The organism is Christiangramia sediminicola (genome assembly GCF_031344135.1).
Classification (GTDB): Bacteria; Bacteroidota; Bacteroidia; order Flavobacteriales; family Flavobacteriaceae; genus Christiangramia; species Christiangramia sediminicola.
Genome location: NZ_JAVJIU010000004.1, coordinates 299,786 through 316,917 on the forward strand (window position 1 = coordinate 299,786; position 17,132 = coordinate 316,917).

The 17,132-nt window shown below is 37.6% G+C and carries 14 protein-coding genes and 1 tRNA gene; 4 read left to right on the forward strand and 11 right to left on the reverse strand.

Going from position 1 to position 17,132, the window contains the following annotated elements:
• Positions 1-112: 112 nt before the first annotated feature.
• The 5 genes from RE431_RS11850 to mce all read right to left on the reverse strand — a co-directional run bounded on the left by RE431_RS11850 (position 113) and on the right by mce (position 3,153).
• Entirely contained in the window at positions 113-1,354 is a 1,242-nt protein-coding gene (locus RE431_RS11850) for a primase-helicase family protein (RefSeq protein ID WP_309562196.1), read from the reverse strand.
• A 37-nt stretch (positions 1,355-1,391) separates the two neighbouring features.
• Complete coding sequence (locus RE431_RS11855; RefSeq protein WP_309562197.1) at positions 1,392-1,682, reverse strand: helix-turn-helix transcriptional regulator; 291 nt, start codon at positions 1,680-1,682, stop codon at positions 1,392-1,394.
• A 124-nt stretch (positions 1,683-1,806) separates the two neighbouring features.
• The gene (locus RE431_RS11860) at positions 1,807-2,481 is read right to left on the reverse strand and encodes a hypothetical protein (protein WP_309562198.1); all 675 of its coding nucleotides are present in this window, start codon (positions 2,479-2,481) and stop codon (positions 1,807-1,809) included.
• 133 nt (positions 2,482-2,614) lie between these two features.
• Positions 2,615-2,688, reverse strand: a tRNA-Ile gene (locus tag RE431_RS11865).
• A 66-nt stretch (positions 2,689-2,754) separates the two neighbouring features.
• Positions 2,755-3,153 (reverse strand): methylmalonyl-CoA epimerase, encoded by a 399-nt coding sequence (gene mce / locus RE431_RS11870; protein WP_309562199.1) that lies wholly within the window; start codon positions 3,151-3,153, stop codon positions 2,755-2,757.
• 100 nt (positions 3,154-3,253) lie between these two features.
• Here mce and rbfA point away from each other — a divergent pair, with 100 nt between their 5' ends.
• Entirely contained in the window at positions 3,254-3,649 is a 396-nt protein-coding gene (rbfA, locus tag RE431_RS11875; RefSeq protein WP_309562200.1) for a 30S ribosome-binding factor RbfA, read from the forward strand.
• 1 nt (position 3,650) lies between these two features.
• Positions 3,651-4,853, forward strand: a complete 1,203-nt coding sequence (locus RE431_RS11880; RefSeq protein ID WP_309562201.1) for an ABC transporter permease — start codon at positions 3,651-3,653, stop codon at positions 4,851-4,853.
• Here RE431_RS11880 and dusB read toward each other — a convergent pair.
• From dusB to murQ, 5 genes are all read right to left on the reverse strand, one after another.
• Complete coding sequence (gene dusB, locus RE431_RS11885; RefSeq protein WP_309562202.1) at positions 4,850-5,842, reverse strand: tRNA dihydrouridine synthase DusB; 993 nt, start codon at positions 5,840-5,842, stop codon at positions 4,850-4,852. The genes RE431_RS11880 and dusB overlap by 4 nt on opposite strands.
• Positions 5,843-5,910: 68 nt before the next feature.
• Entirely contained in the window at positions 5,911-8,343 is a 2,433-nt protein-coding gene (locus tag RE431_RS11890) for a TonB-dependent receptor domain-containing protein (protein WP_309562203.1), read from the reverse strand.
• 310 nt (positions 8,344-8,653) lie between these two features.
• On the reverse strand, positions 8,654-9,868 hold the full coding sequence (locus RE431_RS11895; protein ID WP_309562204.1) for a C40 family peptidase: 1,215 nt from the start codon (positions 9,866-9,868) through the stop codon (positions 8,654-8,656).
• A gap of 15 nt (positions 9,869-9,883) precedes the next feature.
• Positions 9,884-11,509, reverse strand: coding sequence for a glycoside hydrolase family 10-like protein (locus RE431_RS11900; protein WP_309562205.1), 1,626 nt, complete (start codon positions 11,507-11,509; stop codon positions 9,884-9,886).
• Positions 11,509-12,333 carry an N-acetylmuramic acid 6-phosphate etherase gene (gene murQ, locus RE431_RS11905; protein ID WP_309562206.1) on the reverse strand — a complete coding sequence of 275 codons (825 nt, stop codon included), beginning with the start codon at positions 12,331-12,333 and terminating at the stop codon, positions 11,509-11,511. The genes RE431_RS11900 and murQ overlap by 1 nt, the downstream gene beginning before the upstream one ends.
• 199 nt (positions 12,334-12,532) lie before the next feature.
• Between murQ and lepA the strand changes: the two genes are divergently transcribed.
• Together lepA and RE431_RS11915 are read left to right on the forward strand one after the other, a co-directional pair.
• Complete coding sequence (lepA, locus tag RE431_RS11910; RefSeq protein WP_309562207.1) at positions 12,533-14,329, forward strand: translation elongation factor 4; 1,797 nt, start codon at positions 12,533-12,535, stop codon at positions 14,327-14,329.
• Between the two features lie 113 nt (positions 14,330-14,442).
• On the forward strand, positions 14,443-15,201 hold the full coding sequence (locus RE431_RS11915; RefSeq protein WP_309562208.1) for a YebC/PmpR family DNA-binding transcriptional regulator: 759 nt from the start codon (positions 14,443-14,445) through the stop codon (positions 15,199-15,201).
• A 3-nt stretch (positions 15,202-15,204) separates the two neighbouring features.
• Here the strand turns inward: RE431_RS11915 and RE431_RS11920 are convergent, their stop codons facing one another.
• Entirely contained in the window at positions 15,205-17,073 is a 1,869-nt protein-coding gene (locus RE431_RS11920; RefSeq protein ID WP_309562209.1) for a cation:proton antiporter, read from the reverse strand.
• Positions 17,074-17,132: the final 59 nt, after the last annotated feature.

Consider the following 17,132-nt stretch of genomic DNA (forward strand, 5'->3'; position numbering starts at 1 on the left):
TGGTCTCATCCCTTATCTCTCATCATTCATCAAAAAAAACATAAGTCACTATCCTTTTTCCCTTTAACTACTTATAGATATTTCAAAAATGATGAGAATTCTTTGAAAACCCTTATAGCTTATACCCTTTCGAATTCATCACTTCTTCATCATTTTGCGTATCCTCCCAAAAATTCGCTGAAAGGAAGGATTTTTTAATAGTGTAGTATCGGCCAATTGCATCTGTAAGTCCCAAGCCTCCTTCATGCCAGATGATCATTTTTTGATAACTCAGTGAGTTGTCCTGATTAGTTAGTTTCCAGTCTTTTTTAAGGATTTGCCTTATCTGGGTCAGGTCTGTTTTAATACGAGTCCGGTTTAAAACCAGTAAGGCATCCATAGGACAAAGCTTTACTTCGTCTACCTCATAGGTTTCCATCACACTCAGGATCACACTGGCAAGTTCTTTTTCAACACGGTTACGGTTGTTTTGCATTAGATTTTCCAAAGCATGCGTCCTAATCTGCTTTGGGGTGAACCACATCCGCGTTTCGTGTTGGGTGGTGAGCTGTCGATGTTCCAAATAATACAAGAATGCCGGTATTTCTTTTTCCAGTAACTCTAAAAATTGGGTCTCTTCTTTTTGAAGGGAAGGAATTTTAAGCACCCAAAAGCGAGTTTCATTACTATCGATTTTAATAAAATTATCCTCATTATTGCTACAGAGGATAAACTTACCAAAGAACTCAACCTCTCGTTTATCTTTCCCCTTGGCCTCCAGTTTATTGAAATTGGTGGTGCTTAAGTATTTTATCCGTTCGGTAAGCTCTTCTTTATTGAATAGGACTTCTTCAATACAAATAAGAAGTTTGTTTGCCCAATCCGCATTGAACTGGCTGCTGAAATTATCATTGGTCAGATAGGTAAGGTTGTTCTCAAAGATTGCTTTGAGCCACTTAAGAAAGGTCGTTTTGCCAGTAACCCGTTCTTTCGATACCAAACATAGGATCGGTAATACCTGGATAGGTTTGAAATACAAGAGTTGCAAATAATCAAGTCCTAATTCGAATTGTGTTCCAAAAATATGTTTGACCAGTTGTAGTGAATAATCAATCTTACCCTGTTTTGGGGTATGAGGCAATGGAGAATAGGTATTATAAAAACCTTCATATTCCTGTTTAAAATTACGATGGCTCGGAATACAGGTAAAGCCGTCATACTTTTTTATCTGACCAATAACTCCTTTGCCATGATCATTGCGCAGAGTCTCGATGTTCCAGGGAACTATTATTTCATTTAAATTTCCGGATATTGTAGGCAGCTTTACCAATTTATAGTAGCAGGTACCTACACGGATATAGGATAGTTTTTTCATCTCTAAAGTTTTTGTTCGGTGTAAATGCTTTATAGGCCTATTTCCGGTTCTTCAACAATTTCTTGTTGAATTGATGTTCCAGGAATTCATCGGAAAGATCCTGTTCACCCAAAAGCCAGGCATCGATCTTTTCCTTATCAAAAAACTTCTGACGAATGTTTGGGTTATTCCCAGTTGGGATCAGCTTTAAATGGGTAAGCTTATAGATCTTGCTTTTAGAAAGACCCGTATATTGCGCCAGATCTTCCACGTTCATTACTTTTTTGGTGTGGGAAAGCAAAACCTTAATATCTGCCAGTAAATCCACAACTTCTTTTTGCTCATTCATAACAATTGAATTAAAATTAGAAATGAGTAAAAGGCCTTTTACATTTTTGTACAGAACAAACTTAGGAAAACAAATACCTATAAATCAATAGGATAACTCAGATAAGAAGCTAGTTACGCTATAATTATTCTTTACCCAGCATCTGCCGGATTAATTTTCGCTGATTTCGGGAATTAACTTTTTCCTGTTCATTTTTCCAGGTGGAAAAACTAGTCTTTAAGGTGTTCTCTTTCAATGGTTCATTATTCATTAAAAATGATTCCATCAGTAATTGAAAGAATCTGCGTTTTCGTTCTCCGGTTAGATCCTGGATCCCTCCTAACAGCAATTCATCAAATAATACAAAAAGGATACGGTGATTGGCGGAGTCCCCGCTTTTATTCCCCATGGTAAAATTGATCTTATGTTTGACCTTAAAACCATGTAGCAACTTTTTAAACTCCTTTTCAGAATTTAAATCAAGATTAATCAATTCGAAACGCAGCCTGGATTTTTTAAAATCTCTTACCTGAAAATTATGCCGACCGGTTTCCAGATGTTTATTTGATTCGTAAAAAATAGCCAGCCAGATTAGAATGACCAGCATTATGATGAAAAGAAATAAAAAAATGAGGTAATTATCGGTAATAGTCTGGAAACCGAAAATCAGGCTGAAACTTAGAATAAAAACTATAAAAATAGATAGTATAAAAAGAATTAGGTGGGTAGCACTGCTCTGTACTTTTTCCTGCAGGAAATAATCTATTCCTGATCTCAGTCTGGCCAGTGCCCTACCAGCATGTAGAATGAATTTTTCCATGGTAACGACGCAACTTCTTATTAAATATAGCTAAAAGAAAAATAAAGAAGAGGTCTTGGAGTGTTGTACCTATGTTGTACCCACTAAAAAACAAAAGCCTTTCGATTTCTCGAAAGGCTTGCTGTCATTGACGTGGTCCCAGATGGGCTCGAACCATCGACCACCTGATTATGAGTCAGGTGCTCTAACCAACTGAGCTATGGGACCTGATACGTATTTGTATCGCGAGCGCAAATTTAGATAATTGCAGCTTACGCACCAAACAAAATAATTCTATTTTTCCTGACACAGCTCAACCAGCACTCCATTAGCATCTTTAGGATGCATAAAGGCTACCAGCTTATTATCGGCACCAGGTTTTGGAGTTTCATTAAGTAACCTGAAACCTTCGCCTTTAAGTCTTTCTATCTCAGCAGTAATATCATCTACATAAAAGGCCATATGATGAATACCTTCTCCTCTTTTTTCAATGAATTTGGCAATAGGACTTTCAGGATTCGTGGCGGCCAGTAATTCTATCTTGCTCTCCCCTACTTTGAAGAATGATGTAGAGACACCTTCACTTTCAACAGTCTCGGTTTTATAATGTTCTGCGCCCATCACAGCTTTATAAGTTTCATTTGCTGCTTCAAGGTCTTTTACGGCAATTCCTATATGTTCAATTCTCTTCATGAGTCTTTATTTAATGAAACAAATATCAATAATTAATGTTATATGATTCAAATTCATCTGTATGAAGATAAATCACAGTTAAAAATTTTACTTTTGTAGCATGGAAGAAACAAACAGACAAAAAAAGATAGGTGGATTGTTGCAGAAGGATCTGGCAGATATCTTACAGAATTCTCTAAGAGATAGCGGCCGTACAGGAATCTTGGTTTCTGTTTCTAAAGTTCGGGTAACCACAGACCTTTCTATAGCGAAGGCTTACGTAAGCATATTCCCTTCAAAACACCAGGAAGAAGTGATCAAAGAGATCAATGAAAATAAATCTCAGATCAAGCACGAGATGGCCCAACGTACGAGGCATCAATTAAGAAAAATGCCTGATCTTAGCTTTTATATAGATGATTCCCTGGAGTATATAGACGGAATTGAGAAATCTATTAAAGGAAAGGAAGATCCTGTAGCTAATCCGGACCTGTTAGATAAGAGGAAAAAATCATAATTTGAAGTTTCCGCTATACATCGCCAAAAGGTATCTTTTTACCAAAAGCAAAAGCAATGCAATTAATATTATTACCATAATTGCAGCTATTGGTGTATTTGCGGGTGCATTTTCCCTTTTTATTGTTCTTAGTGGCTTTTCCGGACTAAGAGATTTCAGTCTTTCTTTTTCGAACGAATTTGATCCAGATCTAAAGGCTTTTCCTGAAGAAGGAAAAGTGATCAAAATTTCAGATGATCAGCTCGCGAAACTACAACAGATTGATGGTGTCGAGAAGTTCAGTAAAGTGATTGAAGAACGGGTTATTTTAAGTTACAAATCTAAAACCAACCCCGCCTATATTAAGGGAGTTGACGAAAATTACAGACGGGTAAACCAGATAGACAGTTCAGTAGTTTTTGGAACCTGGTTAACCAATAGTGAACCGCAGGTAGTGATTGGTAACGGACTTTCAAGACTGCTTGATATTGGCACTTTTAATTATCAGAATTTACTTAAGATCATGGTGCCTAAGCCCGGAAAGGGTGCGATCACCATGACCAATCTTCAAGACGCATTTAATACCCGTCAAACTATTGTTAGCGGAATCTATAGCGTTAATGAGGAGCTGGATGACAAATATGTATTTACGCATCTTAACTTCGCCAAAGAACTGCTGAATTTAAAGGAAAACGAATTTTCTGCAGTAGAATTCAAACTAAAGCCTGAAGCTTCTGAAGATCAGGTTTCTGATGAGATCAAAAATATTTTAGGGGAAAATGTATTGATAAAAACCAGGGCGGAGCTGAATGATGCATTGAATAAAATGCTGAATTCTGAAAACCTGTTCGTTTACCTGATTTTCACGCTAGTACTTACCATTGCACTATTTAATGTAGTAGGATCAATAATTGTGATGATCCTTGATAAGCGAGAAAATATTAAAACCTTGCACAGCCTTGGAGCAACTCCTAATCAGATCAAGAATATTTTCTTTTTTCAGGGTATGTTAATGACGGGATTAGGCGGAATTATTGGCTTAGCAGTAGCAGTTGTCCTTATTATTCTTCAAATGAACTATGACCTGGTAATGATCACTCCAAATCTGCCATACCCGGTACAAATGAGAATAGAGAACGTTTTTATAGTTCTCATTACGATTTTCACCTTAGGTTTTATAGCATCTTATATTGCTGCGGGAAGAAGTAAAAAAGCCCTGAATTAAGCAAATTCGTAACCGGCAAATTCCTTTTCTACCTCATCAAAAGCAGCGAATACATCTTTAGAATCATCACTGGTCACCATTTTCATTCTGTATTCTTTGAAATGTGGAATTCCTTTGAAGTAATTGGTATAATGTCGCCTGGTTTCAAAAACTCCCAGCTTTTCTCCTTTCCAGTCGATTGCCATTTGAAGATGTCTCCTGGCAGCATCCACCCTTTCTTCTAAAGTTGGAGGAGCCATATGTTCTCCTGTTTCAAAATAATGTTTTACTTCCCTGAAAAACCACGGATAACCAATACTGGCACGACCTATCATTGCTCCATCAAGTCCGTACCTATCACGCATCTTTACAGCTCTTTCAGGAGAATCTACATCACCGTTTCCGAAAACAGGAATATGCATCCTGGGATTATTCTTAACCTCAGCAATCGGGTTCCAATCTGCTTCACCCTTATACATCTGGGCTCTGGTTCTACCGTGGATAGAAATTGCCTGGCAACCTACATCCTGCAGTCTTTCAGCAACCTCAACGATCTTTATAGAATCATGATCCCAACCTAACCTGGTCTTTACAGTAATTGGTAGTTTAGTATTCTCAACCATTGCTTTGGTAAGAGACACCATGAGGTCAATATCTTTAAGAATTCCAGCTCCGGCTCCTTTAGAAACTACCTTTTTCACCGGGCATCCAAAGTTGATGTCGATAATATCTGGGCCAGACTTTTCAACAATCTCAACAGACTGTAACATAGAATCCAGGTTGGCTCCAAAGATCTGGATACCAACAGGGCGTTCCTTTTCATAAATATCGAGTTTCATCGTGCTTTTCGCCGCATCGCGAATAAGTCCCTCTGAAGATATAAACTCAGTATAAACAACATCTGCTCCCTGTTCCTTGCATAGCGCACGGAATGGCGGGTCACTCACATCTTCCATCGGTGCCAAAAGCAACGGGAAGTCTCCTACATCTATATTTCCAATTTTTGCCAAATCCTCTGTTTTTCAGGTGGCAAAATTACTAAATAAAATGAATTGTTTAAAAATGTCTGGATAAAGTATTAATCCAGAACTTTTTGATCCTGTAAACGTTCGCTCTCTTCTGCATTAATGGCACGACTGTTATCATTCAGTTTAAAATTACCGAATTTATAGATAAGTCCCAGTCTCAGCATTCTTGATTCAGGTTTGGCGAAAAATCCGTTATTCTGGTTGAGATACTGTGATTTCAAAGGAATATTCATCGAATTAAATGCATCTTCAAGATTTACGGTTGCCGTTAGTCTGGAATCGAAAAATGTCTTTTTCAAACCAAGAGTCAGTCCATATTGTGGTTCGTCAAACTGATAGGATCCGGCGATATATTTTGGAAGAAAAGTCCCGATCACTTCCGCAGAGAAAGTTCCGTCCTTCCCAAGGATAAAATAATTATATGCCTGAATGTATGTACTAAAAACATCGTTCTTAACCAACTGGCCACCACTTTCCAGCGCAGGAAATTCGTTTTCCATATAAAAGAAAGAACTGTAAGCAGATAAAACCCACCAGTCTTTTAAATAAGAGTAATAAGTAACATCAAAACTGAACTGTTGATCATAGTTCATATTAAGGTTTACACTTCTAAGTGTTCTATTTTGGTTATCCTGAAATGGCAAAAGCGCCATGGCATTATCTGCCCTGTCCCAATAAAGATCGAAGAACCAGGTATTATCATAATTGTAATTAAAGGTGATCTTGTTAGAAAATGAAGGCATTAGATTAGGGTTCCCATCCTGGAAATTATTCTCGTTGATAAAATATCTGTAAGAATTCAGACTTTGAAATCTCGGTCTGCTGATCCTTCTGCTATAATCTAGGCCAAAGGAATGTTTTTCAGCTGGATTGTATGAAAGGTAAAAAGTTGGGAAAAGTTCAAAATATTCCTGAGTGTTCACCGTACCGAATGTTCTGGAATCTCCCTGAACATCTGTGTATTCACCTCTTAAACCTAGTTTTATTGCCCACTTCTCCCAGTCTCTGGAAATACTTGCATAGGCAGCATAAATATTTTCATCATAATCAAGCAAGTCTGATAATTCTCCTGAAAATTGCCTGGTTCCCGTATTTGTATCAAAATAATCCTGCCCACTTTCAGTCTTTAACCTGGAAAACTTTAGCCCGGTTTCAAAACTTGTGGATCCCAGAGGTGTAGAGATATCAATCTGGCCTGTATAGATCTCACTATTTTGCATAGCTTCTGTAGTAAAAGAATTATCTCTTATAAAACTTTCGTCCTCATCAAAATAATTCGTCATGATCTGCTGAAATTGGCTGTTATCATAATTGATATAATTACCAATGGCAGATAAACTTCCATTATCTCCTAAACTGGTATTATAAGTAGCAGCCAGAAGTATATTATCTGTGTTGCTGTGCAAGCGACTATCTGTAGTAAATAATGAATTCAGCGAATTATTGCTGTCGTAGATATTCGTCAAGCCATTTATGTCACTATCAGAATCTGGAATTATCTGGATATTGGCACTTAAACTTAAGGTGCTGGCCTCACTTAGTGTAAAATCAAGTATCGTATTAAGACTGTGTGAATACATATAAGTATTCCTTTCAAAATCGGTAAGCCATCTCGAATCAACCTCTCCTCCTTGAGAATCAAAAAATTCGATATAACTATCGTCCTGTTTAAATTCATCTCTACCGTTATAATTATAGCTAGCATAAATATTCACCCAGTCATTCTTATAATACTGGCTGGTTCCTATATTATACTTTGGAACAATAGCCGTAGTATGAGAAGCATTCAAACTTCCTTTATAACCAATGGAAATATTCTTTGATGTGGTTATGTTCAATATTGCTCCTCCTTCAGCATCGTATCTCGCTGGTGGATTAGTGATCACTTCTACAGATTTTACATTCGTACCAGAAAATCCTTCCAGCAATTGTTGTAACTCCTGTGAGCTTAAGTAGACTTTTCTATCGTTAATATATACGGTTGCTGGCCTGTTCTTTACCAATAAATTTCCCTGGCTAACAATTACTCCGGGAGTCCTTTTTAAAATATCAAAAGTATTCCCTGTAGATAAAGTAGAGTTTTCAACGTCAAAAACAATTCTATCTACTTTTCTACTAATCTTAGGCTTACGTGCATTTACTACAACTTCATCAAGATCGTCTGTAGATTCTTCAAGGCTGATCGTTCGCACCTTGGTTTCCCCTTTCACTTTTAGCTTCTGAAGATTTTCAGCATAGCCAACAAAGGATACTTTTAAGAGATATATACTGTCCTGAACATTTTCTATGATAAAACTACCGTCTTCTTCTGAAATAGTTCCTTTATAAACACTCGTAGAATCTTCTGCACTTAAAAGAATAACATTAGCAAAAGCAACCGGCTCTTTATTCTGATTCTGGATGTTCCCGCTTACAGAATTCTGTGAAAAGAAAACATAAGGCATCAGTAGGAAAATAAGGGGGGTGAACTTGGTAATATTCATTTAATTTTTGGTCAGTTTTTCTGCAAAAGCATAACAAATATAAAGTTTCTTCAATTCTCAACAAGTTTTTTCTATTCCTAGTCTCCTGAAAATAAAAATGTTAAAGAATTGAGGTCCTGAGTTTGAACTAAATTGAAAACCAGATTGGCAAAAATTTTAATAGATAACGAATTGATGCTGATAACATTAATGCTTCAACTAATGTCATTCACCGATAACAAAAGATCCAGATTCCACTGATTTACCAGTAAAATAAATTTTTAATATAATTTATGTAGATGTCGCAATGTAACCTTTAGAGCTAAAATTTTTATTCTTTCTGAGCAATATTTTCATCCAGAAATATGTCTTTGTCTTTTAAATAGGTCAATCCTTCACTTTGTTCTCCCAGGTATCTTTTCGTTCTTAAATACCTGTTCTTATTAAATGAATCAAATATCTCTGAGTTTTCATCCATGCTGCTGATATGAACATCGCCAGATGAGTGAATAAATTCGTTATTTCCAATCCACATTCCTACATGAACCACTCTTTCTGAAGTTGAATCTGTAGCAGGCCTTCCGAAAAATAACAGGTCTCCGACAGCAAGTTTATCAAATTTTCCAACCGAATCTATAAGCTTGCCTTCTCTTACCTGTTGTGATGCATCTCTTGGCACCACTACTCCATTCATAAAAAATATTGTTTTGGTGAATCCGCTGCAATCTACACCCTTAGCTGAAGTACCACCCCATAAATATGGTAATCCCATTAAATCTTCTGCCGTGCTCACCAACTTTTCCTGAGAGGCTTGTAGATCTGATAACCACTGTGAATAAATCTCAGCCTCATCTTTAGAAATAAAAGCTGGTCTTCCATCTGGATATCTCACCTTATAAAAATCACCATTTTCGGCTTCCATTTCCAAAATTGCGCCAGAAACCAGATCTGTCACCATTTTAGATTCGTTAGAAGCTTCCAGATATGATTGGCCAAAGGCTTTCTGATAAATTACCTTTTCAGAAGATTTCCAAGCCTGAAAATCTGTTCTATTCATGGTCGTGATTCCGCCATGATCTACCCAGGAAAGATAACCGTCTGGTGTTTGAATATAATACCATTCTTCGGTACGCTTCCAGATCTTCACTGGTGTACCTAAGGTCGCCTGAGTAACAAGTTCGGATGAATGCTTCCCTTCTCCTCTTAAATTAGCTACGGAAACGTCTATAACACCATAAATGGTATCTTTTAGATTTCTGGCAGGAAGAACCTGAACACTGTCTATATATTCAATTTCATCTGAAGTAAATCTTGCAAACAGAGAATCCCTGGCTTCAGCCATATTGGTTTCACCTTTCAGGACCAGTTTACCATCGCTCATTTCAGATTCAATATTGAAAAGAGCTACACGCTTATCTGGAGCAAATGATGTCTTTACAGATTCAATATGATTATCTGCCACGATCTTATTATCTCCTCTACGAGGATTATTACAAGAAATAATAACTAGAATCAATATAGGCAGTAAAAACTTCCGAAATTTCATAAATTAAATTTTAAGTCAAGGTAATAAATTCTCGATTTTTATCTCTTTAAAACTACTCTGATTGCCAGTTCTATCTACCGAGGTGACGCCAATCTTATCCAGCATTTTTTCCTGGCTGACCTTAGGAATTTCAAACGTAGCTGAATTTAAATTTAGAATCTTGAATTCCCAGTTAGAATCTTTATATCGGTAATAGACAACACTTCTAAAGATATCCTCATTATCCCTCACCCACTTCAGCTGAATATTTTCTGATGAAACTTTCACTTCGAAATTTGGAGTTGTCGGAGCTTCATCATCTAACCATGGACTTGCAGGAACAATTGCATTCTTTAAATAAGGTCCGTTTTTCAAGGATTTTGCAAGGCTGTCATTTTTCATAAGCGGACCAATATTCCAGTGAACGGTTCCTGGGTTGTCCCTTAAAATACCTCTGGAAATAAGGATCTGCGAAGCGATCTCTCCTTTGTTTTCCTCTTTATCCTCAAGACCTAAGTTGATTCCAGGCCAAACATGCCTGCCAACTACATTTTCAGATTCCCACCAGCCTAATAAAACTGGGAAGCTCTGTCCTACCTGTCTTGTTGGCCAATATAACTGAGGCGTAAAATAGTCTATCCAGCCTTTGTTCAGCCATAATTTGGCGTCAGCATATAATTCTTCATATTGGTCCATTCCATTGATTCCTTTAGGAAATCCAGGTCTCCAGATCCCAAATGGGCTAATACCAAATTTTACAAAAGACTTTTCAGCCTTGATATCTTCAGCAATCCTTTCAACAAAATCGTTGACATTTTTCCTGCGCCAGTCTCCACGGGAAAGTTCTCCTCCAGAGGCCAGGTATTTCTGCCAGCTCTTTTCATCAGGGAAATCCTTTTTGCCGTTATAGGAAGCATAAGGATAAAAATAATCGTCAAAATGAACTCCGTCTATATCATATCTCTTAACAATATCCATTACCACAGCAGCAGAATGTTCCTGCACTTCTTTACTGCCAGGGTCCATCCACCACATCCCATTTTTAAGTTCTCTAACAAGTTCAGGATGAGTATTTACAATTGACTTTTCGCCTATCTCCTTCCCTGTTGTATGGTGCGCTCTATAAGGATTAAGCCATACATGTAATTCCATACCACGTGCATGAGATTCTTCGATCCAGAATTCTAAAGGGTCGTAATACGGCTCGGGTGCCTTTCCGCTCTTACCGGTAAGAAAATACGACCATGGCTCGATATCGCTTTTATACAAAGCATCCGCCTGAGGTCTCACCTGGAGTATTACCGCATTAAAATTATTTTTCTCCAGGATTTCAAGCATTTCAATAGCTTCCTGTTTCTGAGCATTGGTGGAAAGATTATTCCTGCTTGGCCAGTTTATATTTGCTACGGTAGCTATCCATGCAGCTCTAAATTCTTCAATATTAACCGGTGGCGCGACAAATTCCATCTCTTCGGGAACTTGCTCTGTTTCCTCTTTTGAATCAATTTCTTCTTTTGGTTCATTTGATTCAACAACCTCAACCTTAGGTTTTTCTGGTTCCGATTTTACCGCCTGTGTAGATTTACACGCATTCAATAAAAGCAACAGGAAAATAAATCCTATTGATCTAAAAGAGAATAAAGTTTTTTTAGAATCTGACATTAATTGTTCTCATTTTTATAAGCTTCCAGGGCTTTTCTAACACTCTTATATTTTAATAAAAGAGCATTGGCTTCCTTCTTTTCGATATTCAGTTCTTCCATGATCATTCTTGTGCCTCTTCCTACCAGTTTATCATTAGATAACTGCATATCTACCATCTTATTTCCCTTTACGCGGCCGAGTTTTATCATTACGGAAGTGGATATCATATTCAACACCATTTTCTGGGCTGTTCCTGCTTTCATCCGGGTGCTTCCCGTTACAAATTCAGGACCTGTGATCACCTGAACAGGAAATTCTGAAGCTTCCGCTAAAGGACTCCTAGAACTACAGGTTACACAACCGGTGATAATGCCATTTTTCCTAGCATCTTTTATTCCGCCTATCACATAAGGTGTTGTTCCAGAAGCAGCAATACCAACTAAAACATCCTTATCTGAAATATCATATTTCTGAAGATCTTTCCATGCCTGGCTTGTATTATCTTCAGCATTTTCTACCGCATTTCTTAGTGCTGTATCTCCACCCGCGATCAAACCGATAACAATTCCAGGACTTACCCCAAAAGTTGGCGGACATTCTGAAGCATCCAGAACACCAAGTCGGCCGCTGGTTCCTGCACCGATATAAAAAAGCCGGCCTTCAGATTCAATTTTTGGTACGATCTCATCTACAAGTTTTTCGATCTCGGGAATCACTTTTTGAACACTTTGTGCGACGCTTTGATCCTCCTTGTTGATATTATTCAGCAATTCTGAAGTGCTCATCTTTTCAAGATGATCGTAATTGGAAACTTTTTCTGTGTCTGGACTATGCTTTTCCATTCAATTAATTTATGCTGGAAACACCGTAAATATGGGCTTTCAGCCATTTAAAAATATGATCTAAATTTCTGTAACTAAAGACGATTCCGCAAGAAAACAAACATAAACTTGAAATTTTATTTAAGACTATTAATTCAATTATATTTGTACTCTTAAACTTACCTGAATTTAACAGGAGGAAAGGATTCAAAATTTGGAGATGAAGAATATTCGAAACTTTTGCATTATTGCACATATAGATCACGGGAAAAGTACCCTAGCCGATCGTTTACTGGATTTTACCGGTGCTGTAACTGAAAGAGAAAAACAGGAACAGTTGCTGGATAGTATGGATCTTGAACGTGAAAGAGGGATCACTATCAAATCTCACGCGATCCAGATGGATTATATTCACGAAGGTGAAGAATTTGTTCTGAATTTGATCGATACTCCTGGTCACGTTGATTTCTCTTATGAAGTTTCACGTTCTATCGCGGCCTGTGAAGGTGCTTTACTTGTAGTAGATGCTGCACAGAGTATACAGGCGCAAACCATTTCGAATTTATACCTGGCACTTGAAAATGACCTGGAGATCATTCCGGTTTTAAATAAAGTGGATCTTCCTAGTGCGAACCCTGAAGAAGTAACCGATGATATCGTGGATCTTCTTGGTTGTGATCCTTCAGAAGTAATTCCAGCCAGTGCTAAAACAGGTCTTGGAATTAAAGAAATTCTTGATGCTATTATCAATAGAATTCCTGCTCCAAGCGGGAAAGTTGATGCTCCGTTGAGAGCTTTGATATTTGATTCGGTTTATAACCCTTTTAGAGGTGTGGAAACATATTTTAGGGTAATAAACGGTTCCATCAAGAAAGGTGAGAAAATTAAATTCGTTGCCACAGATAAGACTTATGATGCTGATGAGGTAGGAACGCTTCGATTAAAACAATTTCCTAGAAAAGAAATAAAAACCGGGGATGTTGGATACCTGATCACTGGTATTAAAGATGCCCGCGAAGTAAAAGTAGGTGATACTATTACCAGCGCCGCTAATCCTACTACAGAAGCTGTAGCTGGTTTTGAGGATGTAAAACCAATGGTTTTTGCTGGTATTTACCCTGTAGATACTGAAGATTACGAAGAATTAAGAGCTTCCATGGAAAAGCTACAGTTAAATGATGCTTCACTGGTATTTACCCCTGAAAGTTCTGCCGCTCTTGGATTTGGTTTTCGTTGCGGATTCCTTGGAATGTTACATCTTGAGATCATCCAGGAAAGACTGGAACGTGAATTTGATATGACCGTGATCACTACGGTGCCTAACGTATCTTACTACGCATATACTAACAAGAATCCTGATGATATCGTTCTTGTTAACAATCCTTCAGACCTTCCAGAACCATCAACTCTTAATAGAGTAGAAGAACCATTTATCAAAGCAACAATCATTACTAAAGCAGATTATGTTGGTAACGTAATGTCGCTTTGTATCGAAAAAAGAGGGGAGATCACCAATCAAACTTATTTAACCACTGAAAGAGTTGAATTGACTTTCGATATGCCCCTGGCTGAAATCGTATTCGACTTCTATGACAGACTAAAAACAGTATCCAGAGGTTATGCATCTTTTGATTATTCACCAATTGGAATGAGAGAATCAAAACTTGTAAAGGTTGATGTGCTGCTTAACGCGAATAAAGTAGATGCACTTTCAGCATTATTACACGTAGACAATGCGTATGATATTGGTAAGAAAATGTGTGAAAAGTTGAAAGAATTGATCCCGAGACAGCAGTTCGATATTCCAATTCAGGCGGCTATTGGAGCGAAGATCATCGCTCGTGAAACAGTAAAAGCGCTTCGTAAGGATGTTACTGCAAAGTGTTATGGTGGGGATATTTCACGTAAAAGAAAATTACTTGAAAAACAGAAAAAAGGTAAAAAGCGTATGCGCCAGGTAGGTAATGTAGAAATTCCTCAGGAAGCATTTATGGCCGTTCTTAAACTGAACGACTAATACCTGAAACTCTCAATAAAATCAACCTCTCTGAAGTCATATTTAGGGAGGTTTTCTTTTGTTATTCAAATTCTTAATTTTGTGAAACTCACATAAATTTTAAGAAAAGGAATATGGCCGGACATAGTAAATGGGCGAATATAAAGCATAGAAAAGGAGCGCAGGATAAGAAGAGAGCTAAGCAATTTACCAGGGCAATCAAGGAGATCACGGTAGCTGTAAAAGAGGGCGGAGGGCCCGATCCTGAATCTAATCCTTCTCTTAGAAATGCCATTCAGAATGCGAAAGGTGTAAACATGCCCAAAGACACTATAGAACGTGCCGTTAAAAAGGCGAGTGGAGCAGATGCAGATAACTATGAAACGGTAACTTTTGAAGGCTACGGCCCTAACGGTATCGCAATTTTCGTTGAATGTACTACAGACAATACCAATCGTACTGTGGCTTCAGTTAGATCAATTTTCTCCAAGAATGGAGGAAATTTGGGAACTAATGGCTCGCTGGAATTTCTATTCGATAAAAAAGGGGTTTTTGTGATCGAAAAAGAGAAGATCGAAATGGATCTTGAAGAATTTGAACTGGAACTTATTGAAGGTGGCGCCAGCAAATTTGAAATAGAAGATGAATTTCTAAGCGTTTATACTGAATTCACCGACTACGGATTAATGTCTTCAAAACTGGAAGAAATGGAAATAGAACCAAAAAATTCTGAAGTCCAGCGAATACCACTAAATACTCTTACATTACCAGTAGAAGATGCTAAAAAGATCCTGGACCTGGTTGAAAAATTTGAAGATGACGATGATGTTCAGAATGTTTATCACAATCTGGAGATCACAGATGAATTAATCGAAGCTATGGAAGAGGAGTAAAGTCTAGCTTTGCTCTATATTCTCTTCAATATTTTCTTTTTCCTCGCTATCACCCGGATCCATTTGTTTACCAAGGTATACAAGCATGTAATTTTCTTCAATATCAACTTCCATGCTGTTTGAAGGGATAATACTTAACTCTCCTTCATTATCTTTCACAAATAGTGGAATTATATCCGGATCTGTTTTACTTATCTCTATAAGACCTTCATAATGTTCCTTGGAATTCAGTTCAATTTCATGGATTGATGGATACTTTCTCGCAAGGTTCGTTAATTTGATATAATCATCTGTTTGTGAAAAAAGTCCTTCTTTAGGATTATTTTCAGGATCATACATCTCATCTGAAGAAACCACTCTAAAAGATCCATTTTCTCCAAAATGCTTTCGGAATTTGTCGATTGCATTCGTATTCACTTCAGTATTCCCGGTAAGTGCCATTAAATATCCAACATCACTTAACTCGATATTATTAATAAGATCATCTGAATAAACATTCTCCTGGATCGCATCCAGTCCAAGTTCTCTCGCTTTTCTGATATTCGCGCCATTACTATCAACCAGTACTACATGTCTTTTATTCTTCTTTAGATATGATGCAATAAGTCTTGAAATTGTTGATGCTCCAATAATCAATATTCCTTGAGAATTTTTCAGAAAAACTCCCACCAACTGAGCGAATAGCCTTGCCGTGGTCGCATTCAGAAGAACCGTACCCAGTACGATCATGAATACAAGAGGCGTAATATATTCAGCCCCAGGAACTCCCTGGTTCGCCAATTCTATACCAAAAAGTGAAGCAATACCTGCGGCAACAATACCACGAGGTCCTACCCAACTGATAAATAATTTTTCATTCGTCTTTAACGAAGAACCTATACTACTCACAAATACACCAAGCGGTCTTACTACAAGTACTACAGTTGCAAAAAGTATCAGAGCTTTGATATCGTAAACCAATAAAAGATCTTCAATATTGATGTTTGCTGCCAGCAAGATGAAGAGTATCGAAATTAATAATACACTTAAAGATTCTTTGAAGTAAAGCAGCTCTTTTAAGTTCGGTAAATTGATATTTCCCATTACCATACCCATAACAACAACCGCTAAAAGTCCGCTTTCATGAGCAAACATATCTGCAAGTACAAATACTCCTAACACGGTCGCCAGGGTTAATACGTTCAATAAATAGTGCGGGATCACATTTTTTTTAATGGCAAATGCGAGTGCATGTGCAAAAGTAAACCCAAAGGTAAATCCAAACAGAACGATCTTACCAAATTCCATCAAAGCTGTTTCGGTAAACTCAGTTCCTGTTCCAGCGCTAATAAATTCGAACATCAATACTGCCACAAGGGCTCCAATCGGGTCGATTAGAATTCCTTCCCATTTTAGAATAGCTGAAATATCTTTTTTAAGAGGTATGTTCCGAAGAATTGGGGTAATAACCGTTGGTCCTGTTACAATTATAAGTGCAGCAAAAAGAAAACTGATCTGCCAGCTAAGGTCGAAAATAAGATGCGCAGCGATACCGGCACCAAAAAAGGTTACGATCACGGCTACGGTTATAAGTTTCAGAATTACGGGTCCCACGTTAAGAACTTCACCTTTTCTCAGGGTTAAACCTCCTTCAAAAAGTATAATTCCAATGGCCAGAGATACAAAATAGAATAAACTCTGACCCGGAAACAGACCTGAATCACCATCCCAAATAGGTTCTATTAATTTGGATCCATCTACCGTAAAAAATGTAGAAAGTGGTCCAACTGCCAGTCCTACAAGGATTAATGGTAGAATAGCCGGGATCTTAAATCTCCATGCTAACCATTGAGCCATAATCCCCAAAATCACAATTCCCGCCAATTCAATCATAAGTTCGTCGTTTGCTTATCGAAGCTAAAAATATTAAAAATGTTTTACTCTGAAAGCTT